This is a genomic window from Bradyrhizobium arachidis (assembly GCF_024758505.1).
Taxonomy (GTDB): Bacteria; Pseudomonadota; Alphaproteobacteria; order Rhizobiales; family Xanthobacteraceae; genus Bradyrhizobium; species Bradyrhizobium manausense_C.
This window is the reverse complement of record NZ_CP077970.1, coordinates 5,866,650-5,891,047: the sequence shown is the minus strand read 5'-3', so window position 1 is coordinate 5,891,047 and position 24,398 is coordinate 5,866,650. Positions and strand designations below refer to the sequence as shown.

At 62.9% G+C, this 24,398-nt stretch carries 20 protein-coding genes; 13 read left to right on the top strand and 7 right to left on the bottom strand.

What is annotated here, in order from left to right; translation table 11 throughout:
* Positions 1–61: 61 nt before the first annotated feature.
* From KUF59_RS27410 to KUF59_RS27390, 5 genes are read right to left on the bottom strand one after another with little or no spacing between them, the layout of a single operon-like run.
* A complete protein-coding gene (locus KUF59_RS27410) occupies positions 62–1,177 on the bottom strand; it encodes an autoinducer 2 ABC transporter substrate-binding protein (RefSeq protein WP_212459209.1) in 1,116 nt (371 codons plus the stop codon).
* A gap of 50 nt (positions 1,178–1,227) precedes the next feature.
* The gene (locus KUF59_RS27405) at positions 1,228–2,211 is read right to left on the bottom strand and encodes an ABC transporter permease (protein WP_212459208.1); all 984 of its coding nucleotides are present in this window, start codon (positions 2,209–2,211) and stop codon (positions 1,228–1,230) included.
* Positions 2,212–2,216: 5 nt separating this feature from the next.
* A complete protein-coding gene (locus KUF59_RS27400) occupies positions 2,217–3,203 on the bottom strand; it encodes an ABC transporter permease (protein ID WP_212459207.1) in 987 nt (328 codons plus the stop codon).
* Complete coding sequence (locus KUF59_RS27395; protein ID WP_212459206.1) at positions 3,200–4,741, bottom strand: sugar ABC transporter ATP-binding protein; 1,542 nt, start codon at positions 4,739–4,741, stop codon at positions 3,200–3,202. The genes KUF59_RS27400 and KUF59_RS27395 overlap by 4 nt, the downstream gene beginning before the upstream one ends.
* Before the next feature lie 2 nt (positions 4,742–4,743).
* On the bottom strand, positions 4,744–5,556 hold the full coding sequence (locus KUF59_RS27390; RefSeq protein WP_212459205.1) for a DeoR/GlpR family DNA-binding transcription regulator: 813 nt from the start codon (positions 5,554–5,556) through the stop codon (positions 4,744–4,746).
* A gap of 184 nt (positions 5,557–5,740) precedes the next feature.
* Here KUF59_RS27390 and KUF59_RS27385 point away from each other — a divergent pair, with 184 nt between their 5' ends.
* Together KUF59_RS27385 and rhaI are read left to right on the top strand one after the other, a co-directional pair.
* Positions 5,741–7,837 (top strand): bifunctional rhamnulose-1-phosphate aldolase/short-chain dehydrogenase, encoded by a 2,097-nt coding sequence (locus KUF59_RS27385; RefSeq protein WP_212459204.1) that lies wholly within the window; start codon positions 5,741–5,743, stop codon positions 7,835–7,837.
* Positions 7,834–9,132, top strand: coding sequence for an L-rhamnose catabolism isomerase (gene rhaI / locus KUF59_RS27380; RefSeq protein WP_212459203.1), 1,299 nt, complete (start codon positions 7,834–7,836; stop codon positions 9,130–9,132). The genes KUF59_RS27385 and rhaI overlap by 4 nt, the downstream gene beginning before the upstream one ends.
* A 20-nt stretch (positions 9,133–9,152) precedes the next feature.
* On the opposite strand, the gene KUF59_RS27375 is transcribed toward rhaI, so the two are convergent.
* Positions 9,153–9,926: a 3-ketoacyl-ACP reductase gene (locus KUF59_RS27375; protein ID WP_212459202.1), complete on the bottom strand. Its 774-nt coding sequence runs from the start codon at positions 9,924–9,926 to the stop codon at positions 9,153–9,155.
* Between the two features lie 183 nt (positions 9,927–10,109).
* Between KUF59_RS27375 and KUF59_RS27370 the strand changes: the two genes are divergently transcribed.
* The 10 genes from KUF59_RS27370 (at position 10,110) to KUF59_RS27325 (ending at position 22,316) form a co-directional block, all read left to right on the top strand.
* A complete protein-coding gene (locus tag KUF59_RS27370; protein WP_212459201.1) occupies positions 10,110–11,156 on the top strand; it encodes a LacI family DNA-binding transcriptional regulator in 1,047 nt (348 codons plus the stop codon).
* Positions 11,157–11,206: 50 nt separating this feature from the next.
* Entirely contained in the window at positions 11,207–12,157 is a 951-nt protein-coding gene (locus KUF59_RS27365) for a Gfo/Idh/MocA family protein (RefSeq protein ID WP_212459200.1), read from the top strand.
* A gap of 7 nt (positions 12,158–12,164) precedes the next feature.
* Positions 12,165–13,754, top strand: a complete 1,590-nt coding sequence (locus tag KUF59_RS27360) for an acyl CoA:acetate/3-ketoacid CoA transferase (RefSeq protein ID WP_212459199.1) — start codon at positions 12,165–12,167, stop codon at positions 13,752–13,754.
* Complete coding sequence (locus KUF59_RS27355; RefSeq protein WP_212459198.1) at positions 13,751–14,524, top strand: enoyl-CoA hydratase/isomerase family protein; 774 nt, start codon at positions 13,751–13,753, stop codon at positions 14,522–14,524. Before KUF59_RS27360 ends, KUF59_RS27355 begins: the two co-directional genes overlap by 4 nt.
* 155 nt (positions 14,525–14,679) lie before the next feature.
* On the top strand, positions 14,680–15,945 hold the full coding sequence (locus tag KUF59_RS27350) for an ABC transporter substrate-binding protein (RefSeq protein ID WP_212459197.1): 1,266 nt from the start codon (positions 14,680–14,682) through the stop codon (positions 15,943–15,945).
* A gap of 133 nt (positions 15,946–16,078) precedes the next feature.
* Positions 16,079–17,035 (top strand): carbohydrate ABC transporter permease, encoded by a 957-nt coding sequence (locus tag KUF59_RS27345; RefSeq protein WP_408918034.1) that lies wholly within the window; start codon positions 16,079–16,081, stop codon positions 17,033–17,035.
* Positions 17,032–17,979: a carbohydrate ABC transporter permease gene (locus KUF59_RS27340; RefSeq protein ID WP_212459196.1), complete on the top strand. Its 948-nt coding sequence runs from the start codon at positions 17,032–17,034 to the stop codon at positions 17,977–17,979. The genes KUF59_RS27345 and KUF59_RS27340 overlap by 4 nt, the downstream gene beginning before the upstream one ends.
* A 4-nt stretch (positions 17,980–17,983) precedes the next feature.
* Positions 17,984–19,096: an ABC transporter ATP-binding protein gene (locus tag KUF59_RS27335; RefSeq protein ID WP_212459195.1), complete on the top strand. Its 1,113-nt coding sequence runs from the start codon at positions 17,984–17,986 to the stop codon at positions 19,094–19,096.
* 20 nt (positions 19,097–19,116) lie between these two features.
* The gene (locus tag KUF59_RS27330) at positions 19,117–20,634 is read left to right on the top strand and encodes an FAD-dependent oxidoreductase (protein ID WP_212459194.1); all 1,518 of its coding nucleotides are present in this window, start codon (positions 19,117–19,119) and stop codon (positions 20,632–20,634) included.
* Positions 20,631–22,316 (top strand): GMC family oxidoreductase, encoded by a 1,686-nt coding sequence (locus tag KUF59_RS27325; protein WP_212459193.1) that lies wholly within the window; start codon positions 20,631–20,633, stop codon positions 22,314–22,316. Before KUF59_RS27330 ends, KUF59_RS27325 begins: the two co-directional genes overlap by 4 nt.
* Before the next feature lie 265 nt (positions 22,317–22,581).
* Here the strand turns inward: KUF59_RS27325 and KUF59_RS27320 are convergent, their stop codons facing one another.
* Entirely contained in the window at positions 22,582–23,514 is a 933-nt protein-coding gene (locus KUF59_RS27320; RefSeq protein WP_212459192.1) for a LysR family transcriptional regulator, read from the bottom strand.
* A gap of 248 nt (positions 23,515–23,762) precedes the next feature.
* Here KUF59_RS27320 and KUF59_RS27315 point away from each other — a divergent pair, with 248 nt between their 5' ends.
* Complete coding sequence (locus KUF59_RS27315; RefSeq protein ID WP_258767239.1) at positions 23,763–24,386, top strand: RraA family protein; 624 nt, start codon at positions 23,763–23,765, stop codon at positions 24,384–24,386.
* Positions 24,387–24,398 lie beyond the last annotated feature (12 nt).

The following is a 24,398-nucleotide window of genomic DNA, read 5'->3' as shown; positions in this document are numbered from 1 at the left end:
GACAGCGGAGGCCAAAAGTGCGTCGCCCGCGAGCGTTCTGTGGCCGGGCGACGAGTCCAGATCAGAAATCGAAGTCCTTGATGTTCTGCTTCGTGAAGATGAAGGGCGAGCCAAGCAGGATCTCGCTGCCGTTGACCACGTTCAGCTTGCCGAGCTTGCCCGCGTCCACTGAGGTCGCGCCTGGCTTCAGGCTGCCGTCGACCACGGCACGCATCACGTAGGTCGCGGCATAGCCGAGATCGACCGGATTCCACAGCACGACCGACTTGACGCAGTCCGCGTTGACATACGGCTTCATCGCATTGGGCGTGGCAAGGCCGACCACCGCCACCTTGCCGCAGAGCTTGGCCTTGGTCACCGCTTCCGCCGAAGCGGGTGTCGCGACCGAGGTCATGCCGAACAGGCCAGCGAGCTTGTCGCCGTGTTTGTTGATCAGCGTCGTCGCCTGGTTGAAGGACAGGTTATTGTCCTCCTGCGCCTCGACCGTTTCCAGCCATTTCAGCTTGGGGTGACACTTCTGCGCATAGGCCCACATCTCGGCGATCCAGCGTGCCTGGTTCGGCGTCGTGAAGGTCGAGGTGACGATCGCGAAGCTCTTGTCCTCGCCAGCCTCCTTGGCCATCGAGTCGATCATCGCCTTGGCGATGCCGTTGAACTCGGCCTGGTTGACGAACCATTCGCGCGCATCCGGCGCCGAGTTGGCGTCATAGCCGACGACATGGATGCCCTTCGACAGGGCCTTCTTCAGGACCGGCGCGATAGCCACCGGATCGTTGGCGGCGAAGAGAATGCCGTCGACGCCGCTGGTGATGTAGTTGTCGATGAACTTGATCTGCTCGTCGATCTTGGCTTCGGTCGGGCCGTCGGTCTTCACCGTGACATTGCCGAGCGCCTTGGCGGCGTCCTGCATGCCTTTCGACGTTGCGTTGAAATAGCCGATGCCGATTAGCTTCGGCACGTCGACGAGCGTGATCGGTTTGCCGGCCTTGTCGGCCGCATTGGTTGGCCGGCCGCCGTCATAAGGCTTGGCCGCGGGCGCGGCGTTGGCCTCGCCAGCCGAACAGGCAAGCGGATTGACCGGCAGGTCGTCCGCGCCGTCCCATCTCTTGTCCGCCGCCGAGGCCGTTCCGGCCAGCAGCGCCGCGCTGAGGAATGCAGCAGAAAATCCGAGCTTCATTTTGTTTTCCTCCCATGTTGAAGCCGCTCTTTTCGCGGCCAGTCACTGCATCAAACGCCCTCACGTCGCCGCTGGAGCGAACTCGCCACAAGAGTTGAAAGGATGAGCACCGTGCCGATGACCACGATCGTCGCGTCACCCTTGACGCCGGTCAGGGCCAGCCCGTTTTTCAAGAGCTGGATCATCGCCAAGCCGACCACCGTGCCCCAGATCGTGCCGACGCCTCCGAATATGCTGGTGCCGCCGAGCACCACCGCCGCGATCACGTCGAGCTCATAGCCGATCCCCATGTCCGAGCGGGTCGTGGTCACGCGCGAGACGAGAACACAAGCGGAAAGGCCGGCCATGAGGCCCGATAGCGTGTAGATGATCAGCTTGACGCGATCGACCGGCAAACCGGAGAAGCGCGCGGCGGTCTCGTTGTTGCCGATCGCATAGAGCGTCCGACCGAAAATGGTACGGTCTAGAACGATAGCCGAGATCACGATCGCGATCAGCAGGAGCCAGAGCTGCGCCGGCACGCCGAAGAGGTTCTCCTGTCCGATGAAGTAGAACCATTCCGGGTAGCCGCGCACCGAACGCGCCTGGCTGATCCCCTCGGCGAGCCCGCGGTAGAGGGCGAGCGTCGCGATCGTCATAATCAGCGGCGGTACTTTCACCCTGGTGATGACGATCCCGTTGAGAAAGCCCGCCGCGGCGCCGACGAGCAGCGAGAAGCAGATCGCCAGCGGTAAGGGAAAGCCGAAAACCTTCCAGGAATAGCCGAGCAGGATGGCGCAGAGCCCGACGATCGAGCCGACCGAGAGATCGATGCCGCCGGTGATGATGATGAATGTCATCGGCAGCGCGATCAGTCCGACCTCGGTCGTCAGCCTGCCTTGATTGAGCAGATTGTCGAGCGTGAGGAACCGGCTGTTCAGGCCCCCGAGCACGATCAACGCAATGAGCAGGATCACCGCGAGCATGGTCTCGTGGCGCAGCAGCCACCAGGGCACGACACGCTTGGCGCGGTGGGGGAGAGGGATTTCGCTCATGGCGCTCAGACTCCGGCCATGCGCCGGCGCCGCAGAATGTCGGCGATCACGGTCACGAGGATGAGCACGCCCTGGACCGCGCGGATCCAGTAGGGCGACACGTCGATGAAGACCAGCGCGCTGGCGATCTCGGCGATCAGCACGGCAGCAAGCGTCGAGCCGACCACCGTGCCGACGCCGCCGAGGATGCTGACGCCTCCGACGACCGACGCGGTGATGATCGTCAGCTCGAGATTGGGCGGCACGGTCGACTGGATGACGCGCAACTGCGTCGCGTAGAGCAGGGCGGCCGCCCCGGCGAAGAGGCCGTGCAGCGCGAAGACCATCACGATCGTACGCGGCTGCGAAATACCGCAGAGCCGCGCCGCTTCCGCGTTGCCACCGACGGCGTAGATCGCGCGGCCCGAGGCCGAATAGCGCATCCACAACGCTGCCAGGATCGTCACCAGGATCATGAGAAAAACCGGAAACGGCAGCACACCGAAGAGTTCGATATCGGCGAGATGGAAACTGTCGGGCAGGTCGGTGATCCATTTGCCCCCGGTGACGCTGATCAGGCCGCCTTTGAGGATCGACAGCATGCCGAGCGTAACCACGATCGCCGGAATGCGCAGATAGGCGATGATGACGCCCTGCAAGGCCATCACGAGGATACCAGCAACGAGCGCCGCCAGCCAGGCGACCACAATCGGCGCGCCGTTCACTGCCAGAGTGCCGCTGATCGTCGCCAGGACGCCGATCAGCGCGCCGACGGAAATATCGATGTTGCCGGAAACAATCACCATCGACATGCCGACTGCGGCGACGGCGATATAGGCGTTGCCTAGCAGCACGTCGGAAAGATTGCGCGCCGCCAGAAAGCGCGGATTGTAAAGGCCGACCGCGATGGCGAGCCCGATCACCGCGATCGCGAGCAAAGCCTCCTGCGAGGCGAACACCTTCAGCCACCGCCGCGGATCAGCCTCGGCACCGGCTAAGGTCACCGCCGTCATGCCGCTTCCTCCGCGTTTTCGTGGCTGCCCATCATCGCGGCGCCGATCGACTCCTGGGTTGCTTCTTCACGCGCGAATTCGGCAACGATACGGCCTTCGCGCATCACGAGCACGCGGTCGCTCATGCCGAGCACCTCTGGCAGCTCGCTCGAAATCATCAGGATGGCGAGCCCCTGAGCCGCAAGCTCGCCCATCAGCCGATGGATCTCCGCCTTGGCGCCCACATCGATGCCGCGCGTCGGCTCGTCGAGGATCAGCAGCTTGGGCGCGTTGGCGAGCCATTTGCCGAGCACGATCTTCTGTTGATTGCCGCCGGAGAGCTTGCCCGAGATCTGCTCGAGTGAGCTCGTCTTGACCGCAAAGCGCCTGATACCGTCGCCGGCCAGCTTGCGCTCGGCGCCGCGATTGATGAAGCCGCCGAATGCGACCTTGCCAAGCGCGGCGAGGCTGAAATTCTCACGCACCGTCATCGGCCGCACCAGGCCTTGGGTGCCGCGATCCTCGGGAACATAGCCGACGCCCAAAGACCGGGCCTGCGCCGGCGAGCGGATATCGACCTTGTGTCCGGCGATCCGGATTTCGCCGTTCTCGGCCGGCGTGACGCCGAAAATGGTTTGCGCCAGCTCGCTGCGACCCGAGCCGACGAGGCCGGCAAGGCCGACGATCTCGCCGGCGCGCACCGTGAGCGAGACGCTCCTCGTCAGCGGCCGCCGTTCGAGGTCCTTTACCTCCAGCACCGGCTTGCCGATCGGAACCGTGATCTTCGGGAACAGGCTTTCGATCCTGCGGCCGACCATCAGTTGCACGAGCTCTGGTGCGTCCGTGTTCGCGACGCGCTTGGTCGTGACATGTGCTCCGTCGCGCAGCACTGTGACACGATCGGCGATCGCGAAAATCTCATCGAGCCGATGGCTGATATAGATCACGGCGACGCCGCGGGCTTTCAGCTTGCGCACGATGTCGAAGAGCCGCGCCACGTCGTATTCGGTCAGGGCCGCGGTCGGCTCGTCCATGATCAGGATGCGCGCGTCCTGCGACAGCGCGCGCAGGATTTCGACGCGCTGGCGATTGCCGACGCTGAGCGAACCGACGATGCGGTCGGCTTGCAGATCGTGAATCTCGAGCGAGGCGAGCAGTGCATTCGTCTTCTCGTGCATCGCTCGCCAGTCGATCCGGCGGAGGCCAGCGCGCGGCGCATGCCCCATGAAGATATTTTCAGCGACGGTGAGCTCCGGAAACAGCAGCAGCTCTTGATAGATCGTGGCGATGCCGGCGCGCCTTGCATCGTCCGGCCGCGCGAGGTCGACCGCCTTGCCGTCCACGAGCACCTCGCCGCAATCGGGCGGGAACACTCCGGAAACGATCTTGATCAGCGTTGACTTGCCGGCGCCGTTCTCGCCGAGCAAGGCGTGGACTTCGCCCCTGGCGGCGTCGAACGAGACGCCGGATAGCGCTCGCACGCCTGGAAAGGATTTCTCGATCGCGCGCACCGACAGAAGCGGCGCTGCGGGGGTCTCACTGTGCGCGTCCGTTGTCATGGTCACGCCGCCGCATTGGTTTGAGCGCCTGCGTCGACGACGACGACGCGGGCACCGTTCGCGCGTAGCATGTCGAGTGCGTCGCTCGGCGCATCGGAATCGGTGATCAGCGTATCGATGCGCGAGAGCGGGCAGACGACAAGGCTGCCGCGCGAGACGAATTTCGAGGAATCGGCCAGCACGATCAGCTTGTCGGCTCGCTTCAGCAGTTTGGATTCGGCGCGGGCGAGCAGGGGATCACCCTCGATCACGCCGAGCGGGCCGATCGAAATCGCACTCATGAACATCCGTGTGGCCGAATAATGCTGGATCGCGTCCTCTTCAAAGGGCGAAACGATCATGCCCTGCTCACGATAAACCTCGCCGCCCGGCAAGGCGACGCGGCATTTCGACGTGTGGATCAGCGCGTCGGCGAGCAGATAGGAATTGGTCAACACCTTCAGACGGCGCTCGCGCAGATATTCGCCCATCTGGTACGTGGTCGTGCCGCCATTGATGATGATCGTCTCGCCATCGGCGCAGAGGGCGACTGCCGCTTTCGCAATGGCGCGCTTGGCGTCGATATTGAGCGTCTGGCTGACGTCGAAGGAGCGGGTGGCAAGGGAGAGGACGTCGCCCGGTGCGTTGGCGGTTTCCGGCAGGGCTTCGAGTCCGCCGTGCACCCGTATCGCGACGCCTTGCTCGGCGAGCCTGGCGAAATCGCGCCGTATCGAGGCTTCGGAGACGCCGGTCGCGCGACAAGCGTCGGCGATGCGCACCAGCGACCGCTCACGCAAGAGTGCCTTGATGACCTGCCAGCGTTCCCGCTCGTGCACGTCGCCCTCCCTTTTGCCCGTAAATAGGTCACGCTCTCGACCAGTGGTCAACTGCAAACCGTCAAATTCGCTCAATATCGCGCTGCATCAATCATGTCGCGTCGCGGTGTTGAGTGTCGGTGATTGACCTTGATTGAATCCGTGGCCTAAGCTGCTCGGAGATCAAGTACAGGGAGAATGCCTAATGAGCGAGGTCGCGGCCACGCCCCTGCCAAATCTCTGGGACGATGCGCTCGCCGCCGGGCTCGATGAGGCAGGTCAATTGCTGTACCGCTCGAACCTGCTCGGGGCCGATCTGCGCATCACCAATTTCGGCGGCGGTAACACCTCGGCCAAGATCGAGATGAAGGATCCGCTGACGCGCGCGAACGTACGCGTGCTCTGGGTCAAAGGGTCAGGCGGCGATCTCGGCTCGATGAAGCGCGACGGCTTTTCGACGCTGTACCTCGACAAGCTCGAGAGCCTGAAAGGTCTCTATCGCGGCCTCGCCCATGAGGACGAGATGGTCGCATTGTTCAATCACTGCACCTTCGATCTCAATCCGCGCGCGACTTCGATCGATACGCCCTTGCACGCCTTCGTGCCGCACCGGCATGTCGATCACGTCCATGCCGACGCGGTCATCGCCATCGCCGCCTCGGCCGACGCCGAGCGTCTGACGCGCGAGGTTTTCGGCGGCAAGCTCGGGTTTCTGCCTTGGCAGCGGCCGGGTTTCGATCTTGGCCTGAAGCTCGGCGACATGGCCGCGCGCCATCCCGACTATGTCGGCGTGGTCCTCGGCGGCCACGGGCTCTTCACCTGGGCTGAGACGTCGAAAGCCTGTTACGAGATGACCTTGCGCGTGATTCAGCAGGCCGCCGATTGGCTTGCCGCGCATGAGCAGAAGCCGGCTTTCGGCGGTGTCAAGGTCGAAACGGCTTCGCCGGAAAAGCGCCGCGCGATCGCGGCAAGGCTGATGCCGTTGATCCGCGGCAAGATCTCCGCGGACGAGCGCAAGATCGGGCATTTTACCGATGCCCCGGAGGTTCTGGAGTTCGTCAACTCCAGCGCGCTGACGAAGCTGGCGCCGCTTGGCACCTCCTGTCCGGATCACTTTCTTCGTACCAAGATCCGGCCGTTGCTGCTGCCCTACGATCCCGTGCGCGACAATCTCGACGAGGTGATCGCCGGCCTCGACGACGTTCTCGCCGCTTACCGGCGCGACTACGCCGCCTATTACGGGCGCTGCAAGCATCCGGACTCGCCGGCCATGCGCGATCCCAACGCGGTCGTGTATCTCGTGCCGGGAATCGGCATGTTCACGTTTGCCAAGGACAAGGCGACGGCGCGCGTTGCGGCCGAGTTCTACGTCAACGCGATCAACGTCATGCGCGGCGCCTCGGGCGTCAGCGCCTATGTCGGTCTCGCCGAGCAGGAGGCCTTCAATATCGAATATTGGCTGTTGGAAGAGGCCAAGCTCCAGCGCATGCCCAAGCCGAAATCGCTTGCCGGGCGGATCGCCTATGTGACCGGCGGTGCCGGCGGCATTGGCGGGGCGACCGCGCAGCGGCTACTCGGTGAAGGCGCGTGCCTCGTCATTGCGGATATCGACGAGAAGGCGTTGAACGAGCGCGTTGCGGCGATCACGAAGCGCCATGGCCGCGACGCGGCGATCGGTGTGAAGCTCGATGTAACCGACGAGGCGGCGGTGGTCGCTTCGTTCGATGAAGCCGCGCGCGCCTTTGGCGGTGTCGACATCGTCGTCTCGAATGCCGGGATCGCCTCGGCCTCGCCGGTCGAGGACACGAGTCTCGGGCTTTGGCAGAAGAACATGGACATTCTCGCCACCGGCTATTTTCTCGTCTCGCGCGAGGCGTTCCGGCTGATGCAGCGTCAGAACATGGGCGGCGCCATCATCTTCGTCGCCTCGAAGAACGGCCTTGCCGCTTCGGCAGGCGCTTCGGCCTATTGCGCCGCCAAGGCGTCGGAGATCCATCTCGCCCGCTGCCTGGCGCTGGAAGGCGCTACGCATGGCATCCGCGTCAACACGGTCAATCCGGACGCGGTGCTGCGGGGTTCGAAGATCTGGGAAGGCGAATGGCGCCAGCAGCGCGCGGCGTCCAACAAGGTCACGGAAGACCAGCTCGAGGAAGTCTACCGCCAGCGCTCGATGCTCAAGCTGTCGGTTTTCCCGGAGGATATCGCGGAGGGTGTCTACTTCTTTGCATCCGACCTATCGGCCAAATCGACCGGCAATATCCTCAATGTCGACGCCGGCAACGCCCAGGCCTTCACGCGATGAGCACGCCGTTCTCGATCAGCGCCGATTTCATTGCCGAGCACAATGCGCGGCTCGAAGACGCGACCACCGAGGACTATGACGCCCTGAAGCGCGCGCTGGCGCGGCACGGGATCGACGCGGAAGCCCTGGTGCAGAAGGTCATGGCCTTCGGTGTCGCCATTCCGACCTGGGGTGTCGGTACAGGGGGCACGCGTTTCGCCCGCTTTCCGGGGCCGGGTGAGCCGCGCAATGTCTTCGAGAAGATCGACGATTGCGCGGTGATCCAGCGATTGGCGCGGGCGACTCCGACCATCTCGCCGCACATTCCGTGGGACAAGGTCGACGACTATGCTGCCTTGCGCGAGCAGGCCGCGACGCACGGCCTTGCCTTCGACGCGGTCAATTCCAACACGTTCCAGGATCAGCCGGGACAGGAGCTTTCGTACAAGTTTGGTTCGTTGTCGCATACTGATGCGCGTGTGCGCGCACAGGCCATCGCCCACAACATCAAATGCATCGAGATCGGGCGGAAGCTCGGTTCGAAGGCGCTGACCGTCTGGATCGCTGATGGCTCGAACTTTGCCGGCCAATCGAATCTGAGCAAGGCACTCGACCGCTATATCGACGCGATGTGCGAGATCGTCACCGCGCTGCCTGCCGACTGGCGAGTGTTCCTCGAGCACAAGCTCTACGAGCCGGCGTTCTACTCGACCGTGATCTCGGATTGGGGTACGAGCTTCGCGGTCGCGCATGAGCTTGGGCCCAAGGCCTATTGTCTCGTCGATCTCGGCCATCATGCGCCGAACGTGAATATCGAGCAGATCGTCGCCAGGCTCGTTCGCTTCGGGAAGCTCGCGGGCTTCCATTTCAACGATTCAAAATATGGCGACGACGATCTCGACAGCGGCTCGGTCGAGCCGTTCCGGCTGTTTCTCGTCTTCAATGAGCTGATCGACGCCGAGCGCCGCAAGGTGGAAGGCTTCGCGCCCGCTTATATGATTGACCAGTCGCATAACGTGACCGATCCGATCGAGAGCCTGATGCAATCGGCGATCGAGTTGCAGCGCGCCTATGCGCAGGCTCTGATCGTCGACCGCGCGGCGCTCGAGGCGGCGCAAGAGGCCAATGACGCGCTCGGTGCGCATCTCGAATTGAAACGCGCCTTCACGACCGACGTCTCGCCGCTGCTCGCCATTGCCCGCCTGCGCGCCGGCGGTGCGATCGCGCCGATCGCAGCCTATCGCGCATCCCATTATCGCGCGCAAAAGGCGATAGAGCGTCCCGCCATCGGCGGGATGTCGGCAGGAATTGTCTAGGCGAGGGGCCTGCTTCCGCGTCAGAGCTTCCGGAGCGCCAGACCGCCATCGACGTGGATGACATCTCCCGTCGAATAGCTGAACTGGCCTGTCGCCAGGGTAGCGACGGCCTTTCCGATGTCCTCAGGCTCACCCCAGCGCTTGATAGGCGTGAGACCCTCGCCGATGAGTCGGTCGTACTTATCCTTGGCGACTGCGGTCATTTGCGTTCGGATGATTCCGGGCCGAAGCTCGTAGGACCCGATGCCGTGATCGGCAAGCCGGATAGCGAAAAGCCGAGCCATCATGGACAAGCCCGTCTTGGAGACGCAGTACTCGCCGCGGTCAATCGAGGCGAATTCGGCATTGATCGACGAGATCGTGATGATACTGCGAAAGTGGTGCGATTGCGCGTCGATCATCCGCCGTGCGACCTCCTGGGTGAGGAAGAGGGGACCGCGCAGGTTGATCCTCATGACGCGGTCATAGCTCTCCGGCGTCATGTTCAAGAGATCATCGCGGACGCTAACGGATACACCAGCATTGTTGACGAGGCAGTCGATGCCGCCAAAGGCGTTCCAGGCTTCGTCCACGAATTGATGGTGCTGTTCGACCTGCGAAATATCCAGCGCGATGGCATTTGCATCCCCGTCTGTTTCGCGGATGGCTGCCACCGTCTCGTCGAGATCTTTCGAGCCAGGAAGATCATTCACGATGATCGAAAAGCCGGCTCGCGATAGCGCGAGCGCGATGGCGCGGCCGATGCCGCGTCCCGCTCCCGTCACCAAAGCGCGAGGTCGTTGCTGATCGTCCATATCGGTCTCCTTTCATGCGCTCGAGCCCAAGCGAACGAGGGGGTCTGATTTGGAACGTTCTATAATATGGAAGCTCTGACGTTCCAGGCCAAGATTCCACATTCGTCGCAATTTTGAGCCCTTGCGCATCGAGAGGAATGGGAGTATTGGAACGTTCCAAATTTCGGGAGGCTCGCGAAGGGCATGGCGCGTGCGGGGCACAAGACTCGTGCGGTGACGATCCTCGACATTGCCAAGTCGGCGGGCGTGTCGAAGTCGACGGTGTCGCTTGTGCTCAAGAGAAGTCCTCTCGTCAGAGAGGAGACGCGCCAGCGCGTGGCAGGGGCGATGGACGCGCTCGGCTATGTCTACAATCGCGGTGCTGCGAGCTTGCGGCGCGCGAGGGCCGACATCGTTGGAATGGTCATTAATGACCTGTCGAACCCGTTTTTCGCAGAGCTTGCCATTGGCATCGAGCGCGCCCTGCAAAACTCCGGCTTTGTTCCGTTCATCGCCAATACCGCTGAAAGTGTCGTCCGGCAGGCCGAGGTGGTGCGCTCGATGCGGGAGCATGGCGCCTCGGGCCTGATCCTCTGTCCGGCGCTCGACACTGACGTGGCGGAAATCTCGCGGCTCGAGGCGCGCCTGCCCATCGTGCTTGCGATCCGGCGGATCATCGGAACCCGGGCCTCGCTGGTGGTTTCCGATAATCTGGCCGGTGCAACGCGGGCGACCGAGCATCTGATCGAGCTCGGCCATCGCGATATTGCTTTCGTCGGCGGCGTCGGCCGGATGGTCGTTTTCCAGGACCGTGTTGCCGGGTTTGCCGGCGCGATGGGGAAGGCGCGACTTGCCGTCGAGCCCGCGCAGATCATTGAGAGCATGCCAACGAAGGATGGCGGTTTCGACGCCATGAAGCGCTTGCTGTCGTCGGAGAAGCGGCCGACGGCGGTGGTTTGCTTCAACGACGTCGTGGCCATCGGCGCGATGTTGGCGATCGCGCGACAGGGGCTGACCGTCGGGCGCGATGTTGCCGTCGTCGGTTTCGATGATACCGCCGAGGCACGTCACGTCTCTCCCGCTCTGACCACTGTGTCGGTCGATGCCGGCAGTCTCGGAGAACGCGCCGCGCAGATGCTGCTGAGGCAGATCAACGAAGGCGAGCGTCGTCTCGAGAGTTACGTGGGCGAAGCGCGGTTGGTCGTTCGGGAGAGTTGTGGAGCGACATTCAAACGGAGGATCGCATCTTGAGTGGCCTGCGTTGGGGATTGATCGGTGCAAGTACAATTGCGCGCGAGTGGATGATCGAGGCCATCCGCGGAGCGGGCGGCGAGGTGGTGGCTGTGATGAGCAGCAATCCGGAGCGGGCACAGCACTTTGCCGGCGAGAATGGGATCGCGACAGCAGCAACCAGCCTCGACGCGTTGCTCGGAAGCGGTATCGATACGGTCTACATCTCGACAACGAACGAGCATCATTGTTCGCAAACGCTGGCCGCAGCGGCGGCCGGCAAGCACGTGCTGTGCGAAAAGCCGCTCGCACTGAGTTTGGCGGACGCAAGGCAAATGGTTGCGGCCTGCAAGGCGGCAGGCGTGCAAATGGGGACGAACCATCATCTGCGCAATGCGGCCACCCATCGCGCAATTCATGCGGCGATCAAGGCGGGCCACATCGGCAAGCCTCTTTTCGCCCGCGTGTTTCATGCGGTCTACCTCCCGCCGCACCTGCAGGGCTGGCGGATCGAGCGGCCGGAGTCGGGTGGCGGTGTGGTGCTCGACATCACCGTTCATGACGCCGACACCATGCGTTTCGTGCTCGATGAGAATCCCGTGGCCGTGACAGCGATGACGTCGCGGGGTGGTATGGGCCAGGCGGGTCTCGAAGATGGCGTCATGGGGGTGGTCCGCTTCGAAAGCGGGCTGATTGCCCAGTTCCACGATGCCTTCACGACCCGATACGCGGTGACCGGCTTCGAGGTCCATGGCGAAGAGGGGTCGCTGATCGGGACCGACTGCATGACCCAGCAGCCCAAAGGCGAAGTTCTGCTGCGAACCAGGGACGGCGAGAGGCAGCTCTCGATCGCGCATGAGAATCTGTATCTGCGGGCAGTGCGCCTGTTCGACGATGCGGTTGCGGGCCGTGGCCCCCCCTCTGCTACGGGTGAGGACGGGATCAAGTCCCTGAGCTTTGCGCTGTCGACGCGCGAGGCCGCGCGAACGGGATGCGAGACTCCCATCGATCTGACGATCTGAGGCGGACATGGCACGAACGAAGGTCTTGACCGCTTCGGAGGCGGCCCATCTGATCCCCGACGGCGCCGTCGTGACGGTCTCTTCGTCGTCCGGGCTGGGCTGTCCGGATGCGGTGCTCGCCGCCATCGGCGCAAGATTTGATGCCGAAGGCCACCCGCGCAACCTGACGACGCTGCATCCGATCGCTGCCGGCGACATGTGGGGTATCAAAGGCATCGATCACATCGCAAAGCCCGGATGCCTCAAGAAGGTTCTGGCCGGCTCTTATCCATCCGGCCCTTCCTCGGCTTCTCCCCCGGTGATCTGGGAGATGATTTCGGGAGACACCATTCCCGCCTACAACGTGCCGTCGGGCATCCTGTTTGACATGCATCGTGAAGCCGCCGCGAAGCGCCCGGGCGTGCTGACCAAGGTCGGCATGGACACCTTCGTCGACCCGATGCGAGAAGGCTGCGCGATGAACGCCAAGGCTGCCGCCGAGCCGATCGTCAGTCGTGTGAATTTCGCCGGTGAGGACTGGCTGTTTTTCCCGAGCATCATTCCGCAAGTCGCGATCATTCGCGCCACGACCGCGGATGAGCGCGGCAACCTGTCCTATGAACACGAAGGCGGCATTCTCGGGCCGCTCGACCAGGCGCTGAGCGTGCGCAACAATGGTGGTCTCGTGATCGCCCAGGTCAAGCGCCTCGCGGCTGCCGGCACATTGCGCCCTCACGACGTCGTCGTGCCCGGCGTGCTCGTCGACGCGATCGTCGTAGCCCCGGACCAGCTGCAGACCACGAACACGCCCTATGAGCCCGCGATTTCCGGCGAGATCTTTCGGCCAATCGCCTCGTTTGAGACGCCAAAATTCGACGTCAGCAAAGCCATCGCGCGGCGCGTCGCGATGGAGCTTCGCGACGGCGACGCCGTCAACATCGGATTCGGCATTTCGGCCAACGTCCCGCGTATTCTGATCGAGGAAGGGCGGCACGGTGCGGTCACCTGGGTGATCGAGCAGGGCGCCATCGGCGGCATTCCGCTGCTCGACTTCCAGTTCGGCTGCGCGTCCAATGCCGAGGCTATCGTCCAGTCGCCGCATCAATTCACCTATTTCCAAGGCGGTGGCTTCGACATGTCGCTGCTCTCGTTTCTGCAGATCGACCGCTCAGGCTCGGTCAACGTTTCGAAGCTCGGCCTCCGTCCCCATGTGACGGCCGGGGCTGGCGGCTTTGTCGACATCACGGCGCGAGCCAGGCGCATCGTGTTCTCGGGTTACTTCACCGCGGGAGCAGGGCTTGAGATCGCCGACGGCTCATTGCGGATTACAAGGGAAGGGAAGGTCAGGAAGCTCGTCAACGAGGTCGAGCAGGTGTCCTTCTCGGGTAGGCGGGCGGTCGCGCAGGGGCAGGAGATCGTCTACGTCACCGAACGCTGCGTCCTGAGGCTCGAGCCCGAGGGGGTCACCGTCGTTGAGATCGCGCCCGGTGTTGACTTGCAGCGCGACGTGCTTGCACAATCAGAGTTCCCGCTGCGAGTGGCAGGCAATCTGAAGTTGATGCCGGCCATGCTGTTCCGTCCCGAACCGATTGGCCTCGAATTGCGGAGGGCAGCTTGAGCCCGTTTGTCGAATTGACCTTCCAGGGATCGATCGCCCGCCTCGGCCTCAAGCGCCCCGAAAAGCTCAATGCGCTTGACCGCGACATGGTCGAGGCGCTCGGCGAGGCGGCGCGGGCCATCGAGGCCTCACGCGAGACCCGCGTGGCGATCCTGTTCGGCGAAGGCAAGACATTTTGCGCCGGCGGCGATATTGCGGCCTGGGGCGATTTGCCCCCACTTGACATGTGGCGCGATTGGACGCGCGCAGGTCATCGCGCCTTCGAGGCGCTGGCGCGCCTGCGCGTGCCACTCATTGCGGCGCTCACCGGCCACGCCTTCGGCGGCGGACTGGAGCTCGCCGCGGTGGCGGACGTGCGCATCGCCGAGCGCGGCATCAAGCTCGGACTTCCGGAGACGGGATTGGGCATGGCGCCGGGCTGGTCGGGGACGCAGCGCCTGGTTCGTCGCTTCGGCGCCTCCGTGGTGCGTCGCATGGCGCTCACGGGCTATCTGTTCACGGCCGAAGAAGGCTGCGAGATCGGGCTGGTCGACGAAGTGACCGACGGCGGCCAGGCACTGACGCGCGCTGAAAGCCTGGCGTCCGATGTTGCCGCGCGCGGCCCGCTTGCCGTGCAGATCGTCAAGGCCATGATCAATGCGGCCGAAGGGGAGGACAGTGATGCCCCCATCGAAGGGCTTGCCGGTGCGCTCACCGCCACGACCGATGATCTCGCCGAGGGCGTTGCCGCCTTCAGGGGCAAGCGCGCCCCCCGTTTTGTTGGACACTAGGAAAGGAGCTTTGAAGGCGGGCCGCTCCAATGGGTTCGGCGGCAACCGCGGACGACAACGAGAATAAAATTCTAGAGCCTCTCGAATAGGCCTCTCGAAACGGTGCCGGACCGTTTCCGGCAGGAAACGACCAAAAAAAGGGAAGGGACACGCGTATGAAGTTCCGCGCATTTCTGATCTCGACGGCTTTGACTGCCGTCACCATCAGCTATGGGACGCTGGCGCACGCGGCGGACGTCAAGGAAGTGCAGATGCTGCATTGGTGGACGTCAGGCGGCGAGGCGGCCGCGCTCGACGTCATCAAGCAGGCCGTCGCCAAGCAGGGATTTGCCTGGAAGGACGTGCCGGTCGCCGGCGGCGGCGGTGGTGCGGCAATGACCACGCTGAAGGCCAATGTCGCCGCGGGCAACCCGCCGACGGCGTCGCAGATCCTCGGCTACTACGCGCTCGAGTATGCCGAACAGGGCTCGCTCGCCAACATTTCGTCGCTTGCGGACAAGGACGGCTGGGACAAGGTCGTGCCGGCTGCACTGCAGAAGTTTGCCAAGACAAACGGCAAGTGGGGTGCCGTTCCGATCAACATTCATTCCGTCAACTGGATCTGGCTAAATAAGGCCGTGATGGAGAAGATCGGCGGTACGGAGCCGAAGAGCTTCGATGAGTTTGTCGCGCTGCTCGACAAGGCAAAGAAGGCAGGCGTCATTCCGCTCGCACTTGGCGGCCAACCCTGGCAGGAGGCGACGATGTTCGATTCGATCGTCGCCTCGACCGGCGGCACCGACTTCTACAAGAAGGCTTTCGTGGACCTCGACGAGGGCGCGCTCAAGTCCGACACGATGAAGAAGGCGTTCGACAACCTTGCCAAGCTGCGCGACTACGTCGACCCGAACTACACCGGACGCGATTGGAATCTCGCGACCGCCATGGTGATCAAGGGCGACGCGCTCGTGCAGGTGATGGGCGACTGGGCCAAGGGCGAGTTCGCGGCCGCGCACAAAGAGGCGGGAAAGGACTACCTTTGCTACCGCTTCCCGGGCACGGACGGCTCGGTGTTCTATAACTCCGACATGTTCGCCTTCTTCAAGGTCCCGGCGGATCGCCAGGCGGCGCAGCTTGCACTGGCCCAGGTGACGATGAACCCCGACGTCCAGTCGGCGTTCAACGTCATCAAGGGCTCCGTCCCGGCGAGAACGGACGTTTCCGACGCTGCCTTCGATATATGCGGCAAGAAGGGCATCGCGGACGTCAAGGCGGCCAACGCAAAGGGAACGTTCTTCGGCTCGCTCGCCCAGAACTACGCCCAGCCGCCGGCCATCGCCACGGCGTACTACGATGTCGTGACGAAGTTCATGCACGGCGGGATCAAGACGTCGGACATTGCCGTGACCGAGCTCGTGAAGGCAATCAACGCAGCCAAGTAGTGGCTCGGCGGCTCCTCTCCCGTTTGCACTGCTCTGCAAACGGGAGAGGCTGTCGAAATCGAAGTCATCGCCATGCCTGCGTCGCCGTCCAGGGCTCGTCGCGGCGACGGGGCGTGGCTTTCGGAGGATCATCATGACCGCGATGACCGAACGCGAGGCGGCAACCGCGATGACCCGGCGGAAGCTCGGCCCGTCTCTGCGCGGGTATTTCCAGGACTGGCTGCCACGGCTCGTGCTGGCGCCGTCATTCCTGCTCGTGCTGGTCTTCGTCTACGGCTTCAATCTCTGGACCCTGTTTCTGTCGTTTACGAATTCGAAGGCGTTTCCAACCACCAACCTCATCGGCTTTACCAACTATGTGAGGCTGTGGAACTGGACCTTCGAGACCGATCCGCCGTCGAACTGGTACACCGCCCTCGTCAACATGGGTCTGTTCGGCGGGCTCTACATCTTCTTCTGCCTTTTCCTCGGCCTGCTGCTGGCGATCCTGCTTGATCAGAAGATTCGCGGCGAAGGCATCTTGCGGCCGATCTATCTCTATCCATTGGCGCTGTCGTTCATCGTTACCGGCACGGCCTGGAAGCTGTTCCTGGATCCGCGCATCGGGCTCGAAAACGCCTTGCACGACTGGGGATGGACCAGCTTCCATTTCGACTGGGTGGTCGATCCGAAGATGATGATCTATTGCGTCGCGATCGCGGGCATCTGGCAGAGCTCGGGCTTCGTCATGGCGATGTTTCTCGCCGGGCTTCGCGGTGTCGACGGCGAAATCCTCAAGGCTGCGCAGATCGACGGTGCCTCGACCTACCAGACCTATCGCCGCATCGTCATTCCGATCATACGCCCGGTCTTCTTCTCGGCCTTGATCGTGCTGGCCCACATGGCGATCAAGTCCTATGACCTCGTGCTGTCGGTGACTGGCAAGAACCCCGGCGGGGCCGCGGAGCTGCCGTCAACTTTCATGTACTCCTATACGTTCACCCGCAACCAGATGGCGATCGGATCGGCCAGCGCGGTGATCATGCTGATGACGATCGCGGCGATCATGGTTCCCTACATCTACTCGGAAACCAGGGAGCAGAACCGATGAGCGCCGCGGATCTGGTCACGTCAGCGCCATCGCGCCGCCGTCCGGGCCATTCTCGGACGACGCGGATCGTCATCTATGGCCTGCTGTTTCTTTTTGCGCTCGTCTATCTCGTGCCGCTGCTGGTCATGGTGATGACGTCGCTCAAGCCGCTAGACGAGGTCACCGGCGGCAACATGTTCGCTCTTCCGCGGCACCTGACGTTCGCGCCCTGGTCCATGGCATGGGGCGAGGCACGCATCGGAGTGTCGGACACGCGCGGGATCAGCGGCTATTTCTTCAACTCGGTCAAAATGGTCGTTCCGGCAGTTCTGATCTCGACTCTGCTCGGTGCATTGAACGGCTACGTCCTGACCAAGTGGAGCTTTCCCGGCCACAAGCTTGTGTTCGGGATGATGCTGTTCGCCTGCTTCATCCCGTTCCAGTCGGTCATCATCCCGATGGCCGTGATCCTTGGCATGCTCGGCCGCATCGGAGTCAATCTCGCTGACTTGACCGGCTGGTCGTTCGGTCTCGGCAACGCGACCGTCAATCTGGTGATTGTGCACGTCATCTATGGGTTGGGATTCACCACCCTGTTCTTCCGCAACTATTACGCGGCGTTTCCGTCCGAACTCGTCAAGGCCGCCATGATCGACGGTGCGAGTTTCTTCCAGATCTTCCGCCGGATCCTGCTGCCGAACTCCACGCCGATCATCATCGTCACCGTGATCTATCAGTTCACCAATATCTGGAACGATTTCCTGTTCGGCTCGACCTTTGCGGCCGGCGACACCGCGCCGATGACGGTCGCGCTGAACAATCTCGTCAACACCTCGACGGGCGTGGTCGAATACAACGTCAACATGGCGGCTGCGATCATCGCCGCCGCGCCGACGCTGCTCGTCTATGTCATTGCCGGTCGATATTTTGTCCGCGGCCTGATGGCTGGCGCCGTAAAGGGATGAAGAGATGGCCACGCTCGAGATCAGCTCGCTCCGCAAACGCTTCGGGACGATCGAGGTTTTGAAGGGGATCGACATCACCCTCGAGAAAGGCGGCTTTCTGGTGCTGGTCGGTCCGTCGGGCTGCGGTAAATCGACCCTGCTCAACACCATTGCGGGCCTGGAGGGGATCTCTTCGGGCGAGATCCGCATCGGCGGCGCTGTTGTCAACGACCTGCACCCGTCAAAGCGGGACATCGCAATGGTTTTCCAGTCCTATGCGCTCTACCCGAACATGTCGGTCGCCGAGAACATCGGGTTCGGCATGGAAATGCGTGGTGTTCCGAGAGCGGAGCGCGACAAAGCGGTCGCTTCGGTCGCGAAGACCTTGCAGATCGAACATCTCTTGTCGCGCCGGCCGAGCCAGCTTTCCGGCGGACAGAGACAGCGGGTCGCCATGGGACGGGCGCTCGTCAGACGCCCCAGTGTCTTTCTGTTCGACGAGCCGTTGTCGAACCTCGATGCCAAGCTGCGCGTCGACATGCGGGTCGAGATCAAGCGTCTGCATCAGACGACCGGCACGACGATCGTGTATGTCACGCACGACCAGATCGAGGCCATGACGCTGGCGACGAAGATCGCCGTGCTGAAGAATGGCGAACTGCAGCAGGTGGGAAGCCCGAGCGAGATCTATAATCGTCCCGCCAATATGTTCGTTGCGGACTTCATGGGATCGCCGGCGATGAACCTGCTCGAGGGCACCGTTGTGCAGGCGGATGGCCAGCAGCGGATCGCGCTCGTGCGCAAGGATGGGTCACCGATCATGCTGCCCGTGCCGGCGAGTGCCGATGCTACCGGGCTCAAGGACGGTGCCAGGGTGATCTTCGGCATTCGCCCAGAGGCAGTGAATGACGACGAGAGCATGGACCGCAACGCCAGATCGGTTGTCAGGTTCAATGCGCGCGTGGAGATCATCGAGCCTGCCGGATCGGACACCTATGTCGTCATCCAGGTCGCGGGCAAGGAGGTGACTGCCCGCATGCGTGCCGATGCTGACGTTCGGCTCGGCGAACCGCACACATTTGCGTTCAACCTCGACAAGGCGGTGCTGTTCGACCCAACGACCACGCACCGTATCTGAACGAGCGCTGCGAGAGCTGCATGAAGATCACGGAGACGGCCGATGTCCTCGTCATCGGATCGGGAATGGGCGGTGCGACCTTTGCCGCGGGTCTGGCGCCTACGGGCGCAAGTATTCTGATCCTCGAGCGCGGCCAGCGTCTGCACGACTGCGAGGCCGCGCGGGACGCGAGGGCGATCTTTCAGCGCGGAGTGTTCCGGCCCCAGGAGTCCTGGCTTGATGGGGCCGGGAAGGCCTTCAACCCCGGCAACTACTATTACGTCGGCGGCAATACCAAGCTCTACGGGGCGGTCCTGATCCGCTACCGCGCGGAAGACTTCGCTCCCATCGTGCATCGCGACGGAACGACGCCGGGCTGGCCGTTCAGCTATGGCGAACTGGAGCCGTGGTATACCCGCGCGGAGCAGCTCTATAACGTGCGCGGCGCGCTCGGAGACGATTCCTCGGAGCCGTTTCACTCGGGGCCCTATCCGTTCGGTCCGGTGCCGGACGAGCCAGCGATATCAGCGGTACGGCAGCGGCTCAAAAAGATCGGGCTCAAGCCGTTTTCACTGCCGCTCGGCATCGATATCGAGACATGGCTCAGACGTGCCAAGACGCCCTGGGATGCATTCCCGGACGCCGGGCACGGCAAGATGGATGCCGAATCCTGTGGGCTTGCCTGTGCTCTCGCCCATGACAATGTCGAACTGCGCGAAGGTGCGCAGGTCGAGCGGCTGGTCGTCGAGCCGGACGGCAAACGCATCGCCGGCGTTGAGGTTATCCAGGCCGGTGAGCGGACGACGATCGGCGCCGGCATCGTCGTGCTCGCGGCAGGCGCCGTCAATTCTGCCGCACTGCTTCTGCGCTCGTCACAGGCCAGCATCGCGAACCGTTCCGATGCGGTCGGCCGCTATTTCATGAACCACAATTCCTCGGCGGTGCTGGCGATCGACCCGCGCGTCGTGAACGACTCGATCTACCAGAAGACGATCGGCATCAACGATTTCTATCTTGATGACGGGCACGGCGGACCGCCCCTCGGCAACATCCAGTTGCTTGGACGGGTCACCGCGCCGATTCTCAAGGCCAACATGCCGCTCGCACCGGAATTGGCGCTTGGGCTGATGAGCCGGCATGCGGTCGACTGGTACGCGATGAGCGAGGATCTGCCGAGCGCCGAGAGCCGTGTGACGGTCGATGGTGCGAGTATCCGGCTCGACTGGCGGCGTTCGAACTGGACGACCCATCTGGCGCTGGTGGCGACGTTGAAGGAACGGCTGCGTGCCGCGGGCTACCCGATCGTCCTGTCAAAGGCGTTTGATCGGCGCACACCCTCGCATCAGTGCGGGACGGTGCGCATCGGCCTCGATCCCGCGACATCACCGCTTGATCCGTTCTGCCGTGCCTTTGATCACCCCAATCTGTTCGTTGTCGATGCGTCGTTCCTGCCGACCTCGGCGGCGGTGAACCCGTCGCTGACAATCGCGGCCCAGGCGTTGCGCGTCGCGGATCATGTTGCGAGGACCGATCTTCGAACTCATGGGGACATGAGATGACGGTTTACGATTACATCGTCGTCGGCGCCGGCTCCGCCGGCTGCGTTCTCGCCAACCGCCTGAGTGCCGATCCGTCGATCCGGGTGCTCCTGCTCGAGGCTGGCAGCAGCGACAACAACCCGCTGTTCAGCATGCCGGCGGGTTTTGCCAAGATGACCAAGGGCATCGCCTCCTGGGGATACTCGACGGTGCCCCAGCGCCACCTTGGGGGCCGGGTGCTGCGCTATACGCAGGCGAAGGTGCTCGGCGGCGGTTCCAGCATCAACGCGCAAGTCTACACCCGTGGAAACGTCCGCGACTATGATGGCTGGGCGGAGGACGGCGCGACAGGTTGGAGCTACGCGGATGTCTTGCCGTATTTCAAGCGCGCCGAAGATAACCAGCGCTTCGTCGATGCCTACCATGCGCGTGGTGGCCCCCTGGGCGTCTCGGTGCCCGTCAACCCCTTGCCAATCAGCGAGGCTTTTCTGCGAGCCGGGCAGGAATACGGAATTCCCTACAATCCCGATTTCAACGGTGCGCGGCAAGAGGGCGTCGGCCACTATCAGGTGACGGTGCGCGATGCGCGGCGGTGCTCGACCGCTACCGCCTATCTGAAGCCAATCCACGGCCGACCGAATCTCACCGTCCTTACCAGCGCCTACAGCACGCGGATCGTGGTCGAGAATGGGCGTGCTGTCGGACTGGAGATGATGCGTCAAGGGCAGCGGGAGATCGTTCGCGCCGAGCGGGAGGTCATCCTTGCGTCCGGCGCCATCGGATCGCCTCGCCTTCTGCTCCTATCGGGGATCGGTCCGGCCGACCATCTGAGTTCAGTCGGCATCAAGCCGATCCACGATTTACCCGGTGTGGGCGAGAATCTTCAGGACCACCTCGACCTCTATGCGATTGCGGAGTGCAGGGGCGACTTTACCTACGACAGCTATGTGAAGCTGCACCGCACGATCTGGGCGGGCCTGGAATATCTGCTGTTCAAGCGCGGACCGGTCGCGTCCACCCTATTTGAGACAGGGGGCTTCTGGTACGTCGAGCCGGCGGCGAGGGCGCAGGAATGGCCGGACGTGCAATTCCATCTCGGGCTCGGCTCAGGAATCGAGGCGGGCGTGGAGAAGCTCCGCAACGCGGGTGTCACGCTCAATTCGGCATTCTTGCGGCCGGGCTCACGCGGCACCGTGCGGCTCGCAAGCGGCGATCCCTTCGCGATGCCCATGATTGACCCGAACTACTGGTCTGACGCGCGCGATCGCTCGACAGCGATCGAGGGGCTGAAGATGGCCCGTGAGATTCTCCGGCAACCCGCGCTCGAGCCATTCGTCATGGTCGAGCGGATGCCCGGTGTTGCGGCCACAAGCGAGGCCGCTCTCGTCGACTATGCGTTCAGGACCTGCAAGACCGATCATCACCCTGTAGGCACCTGCCGAATGGGCACTGACCAACTGGCGGTGGTCGATCCGTCGCTGAGACTTCGTGGAGTCGATGGTCTGCGGATTTGCGACGCTTCCGTGATGCCGCGCATCACGTCATCCAATACGAACGCACCCACCATCATGATAGCGGAGAAGGCGGCAGACCTGATTCTCGGGAAGACGACGTTCGCCGCACCGCACTCGGCAAACATGGAACCTAACACGTCGAACGAACGGCTCAGCCCGAAAATCTCGATGAAGTGGGCTGTGTTGTAGCGCATCTGATTTTCCACGGTGGGTGGATCAGCGTCGGGCCAGCAAGTGATCTCGAGGAGTGCGGCTTTGGGCGCAAAGCATCATCCGGCCGAGCAGCGTTCGCTGATGGGCAACGAGATATGCTGCCTGGAAGAGGGAAAGGCGTTGCGGGGGATCAAGATCGCGATCGTATGGCTTTGCTGAGCTCCGTCCTTGGTCGATCGACGACGTCAGATGCAATTGCTCGCACGGGCTCATCCATGCGTACATGATCCAATGGAACTGACTAAGTTTCGACAGCTTCATCACCGAAGGCTGCAGGAAGCTCACAAACATCGGCTACCAACGCGCGAAACCACTGGTGCGCGGGATGAGTGTGAAGGCGCTCGTGCCAGATCATCTTGTGAAGTATTCGCTCGGTTTCGAAGGGTAATGCACAGGTCACGAGCCCGTGCTTCACGGTGAGAGCTCGGCCGTAACCCTCGACATAGCTCTGGGGCACGCAGGTGAGCAGGTCGCTTTCCGCAACAATTCGCAGAGCATCGGCGAAGTGATTGACCACCGCAACGATCGATCGTGCGTGGCCCTGCAAGCTGAGCCATCCATCGACCACGCCCAGTTCATTGCCGGATGGCGTGACCAGAACATGATTAGCTGCGACGAACCGCTCCAAAGTCAAGCGCTGGGCGAATTCGTGGTCTCGGCGCATGACGCAAATGTACTGGTCCGTGCGAACCCCCTGGACATGCATGTGCCGGGGAAGGGCGGGGAACATGCCGACCGCGCAGTCCAAGGTCCCGCGCTCAACGCCTGCCAGGGAATTTGCATTGGTGTGAATGGAAAAAGCGATACGGGACAGCGGCGCCGCAGCTCTCAACCTCATGGTGATGGCGGAGACGGCTTCGACGGCTAGGCTGTCCGTCACCGCAAGGCGGAAGGTGGTCGTTTCCGTGCGTGGATCGAAATGGTGCGGTGTGATCGAAGCCCGGATCATCCCGAGTGAGCGGTGAAGCTCCGGCCAGATTGCCAGCATTCTTGCTGTGGGTTGCATCCCGGCAGCGACTTTCAGGAACAGCCGGTCGCCCGCCAAGGCACGAGCACGTCGCAGCGCGTTGCTCACGGCCGGCTGGCTCATGCCGAGGGCGGCTGCCGCCCGCGTGACGTTCCGCTCCATCATGATGGCTTCGAGCACCGCAGCCAGGTTCAAGTCAAACCGCACGTTATTCATCCAAGTGATGATGATGCATCCAGATCTAAATTGGACCCGGACGATGATTTGCGCAACTTATAAACCAAGGACCGGCGGCGCACGCACCCAGTCCGCACCTGAGGAAACCCCGACCCATGACCCCCGTTGTTGCTGTCGACCTGCCGCCGAAATTGACCGGGAAAATAGCTCCCGATCGTATTCTCATGACCCGTACTCCGCGTCCGCCTCACGGTCTCGTCGAGGGCTTCAAATCGATCGTGGATGCCAGCAGCGTGATTTCGGACATCATGGATGAGATGGGCATCACCGGCGCGACCGGTGCGTCGGTGCTGAAGCCGACCATCGCGGGCTCGACGATGGTTGGACCGGCGCTGACGGTGCGCAACATTGTTCAGCGAGAGCACGTCTATGAAACCGCTCGCGGGCACGTGAACCGGATGGCGGAATTCGAAGCGCACAACCTCGCACTTCCGGGCGACGTGGTGGTGATCGACGGTGTTGCCGGCATTTCGAACATGGGCGGCATTTCGGCGCAAACTGGCAAGCGACAGGGTGAGGTCGGCGCTATCGTGCAGGGTGGGGTCCGCGATGTAGGTCACTCCCGGCGTGTCGGCTATCCCATCTGGGCCACCGAGATCACGCCCGTGACCGGCAAATGGCGAATCGAGACCATCGAGATCAACGGCGACATTCAGATTGCCGGCGTGCGCGTCTCGCCGGGCGATATCGTCGTCGCCGATGAGACGGGTGTGTGCTTCATCCCGCTCGAGCGGGCACCGGAGGTGCTGGCGCGCGCACTCGAGAAGGCGTCGTCCGAGACTCGGAAATGTGACGCGATCGATGCTGGGGTTTCCGTCGCCGACCTTCCGACAAACGCCTGAGCCAGGAGCATT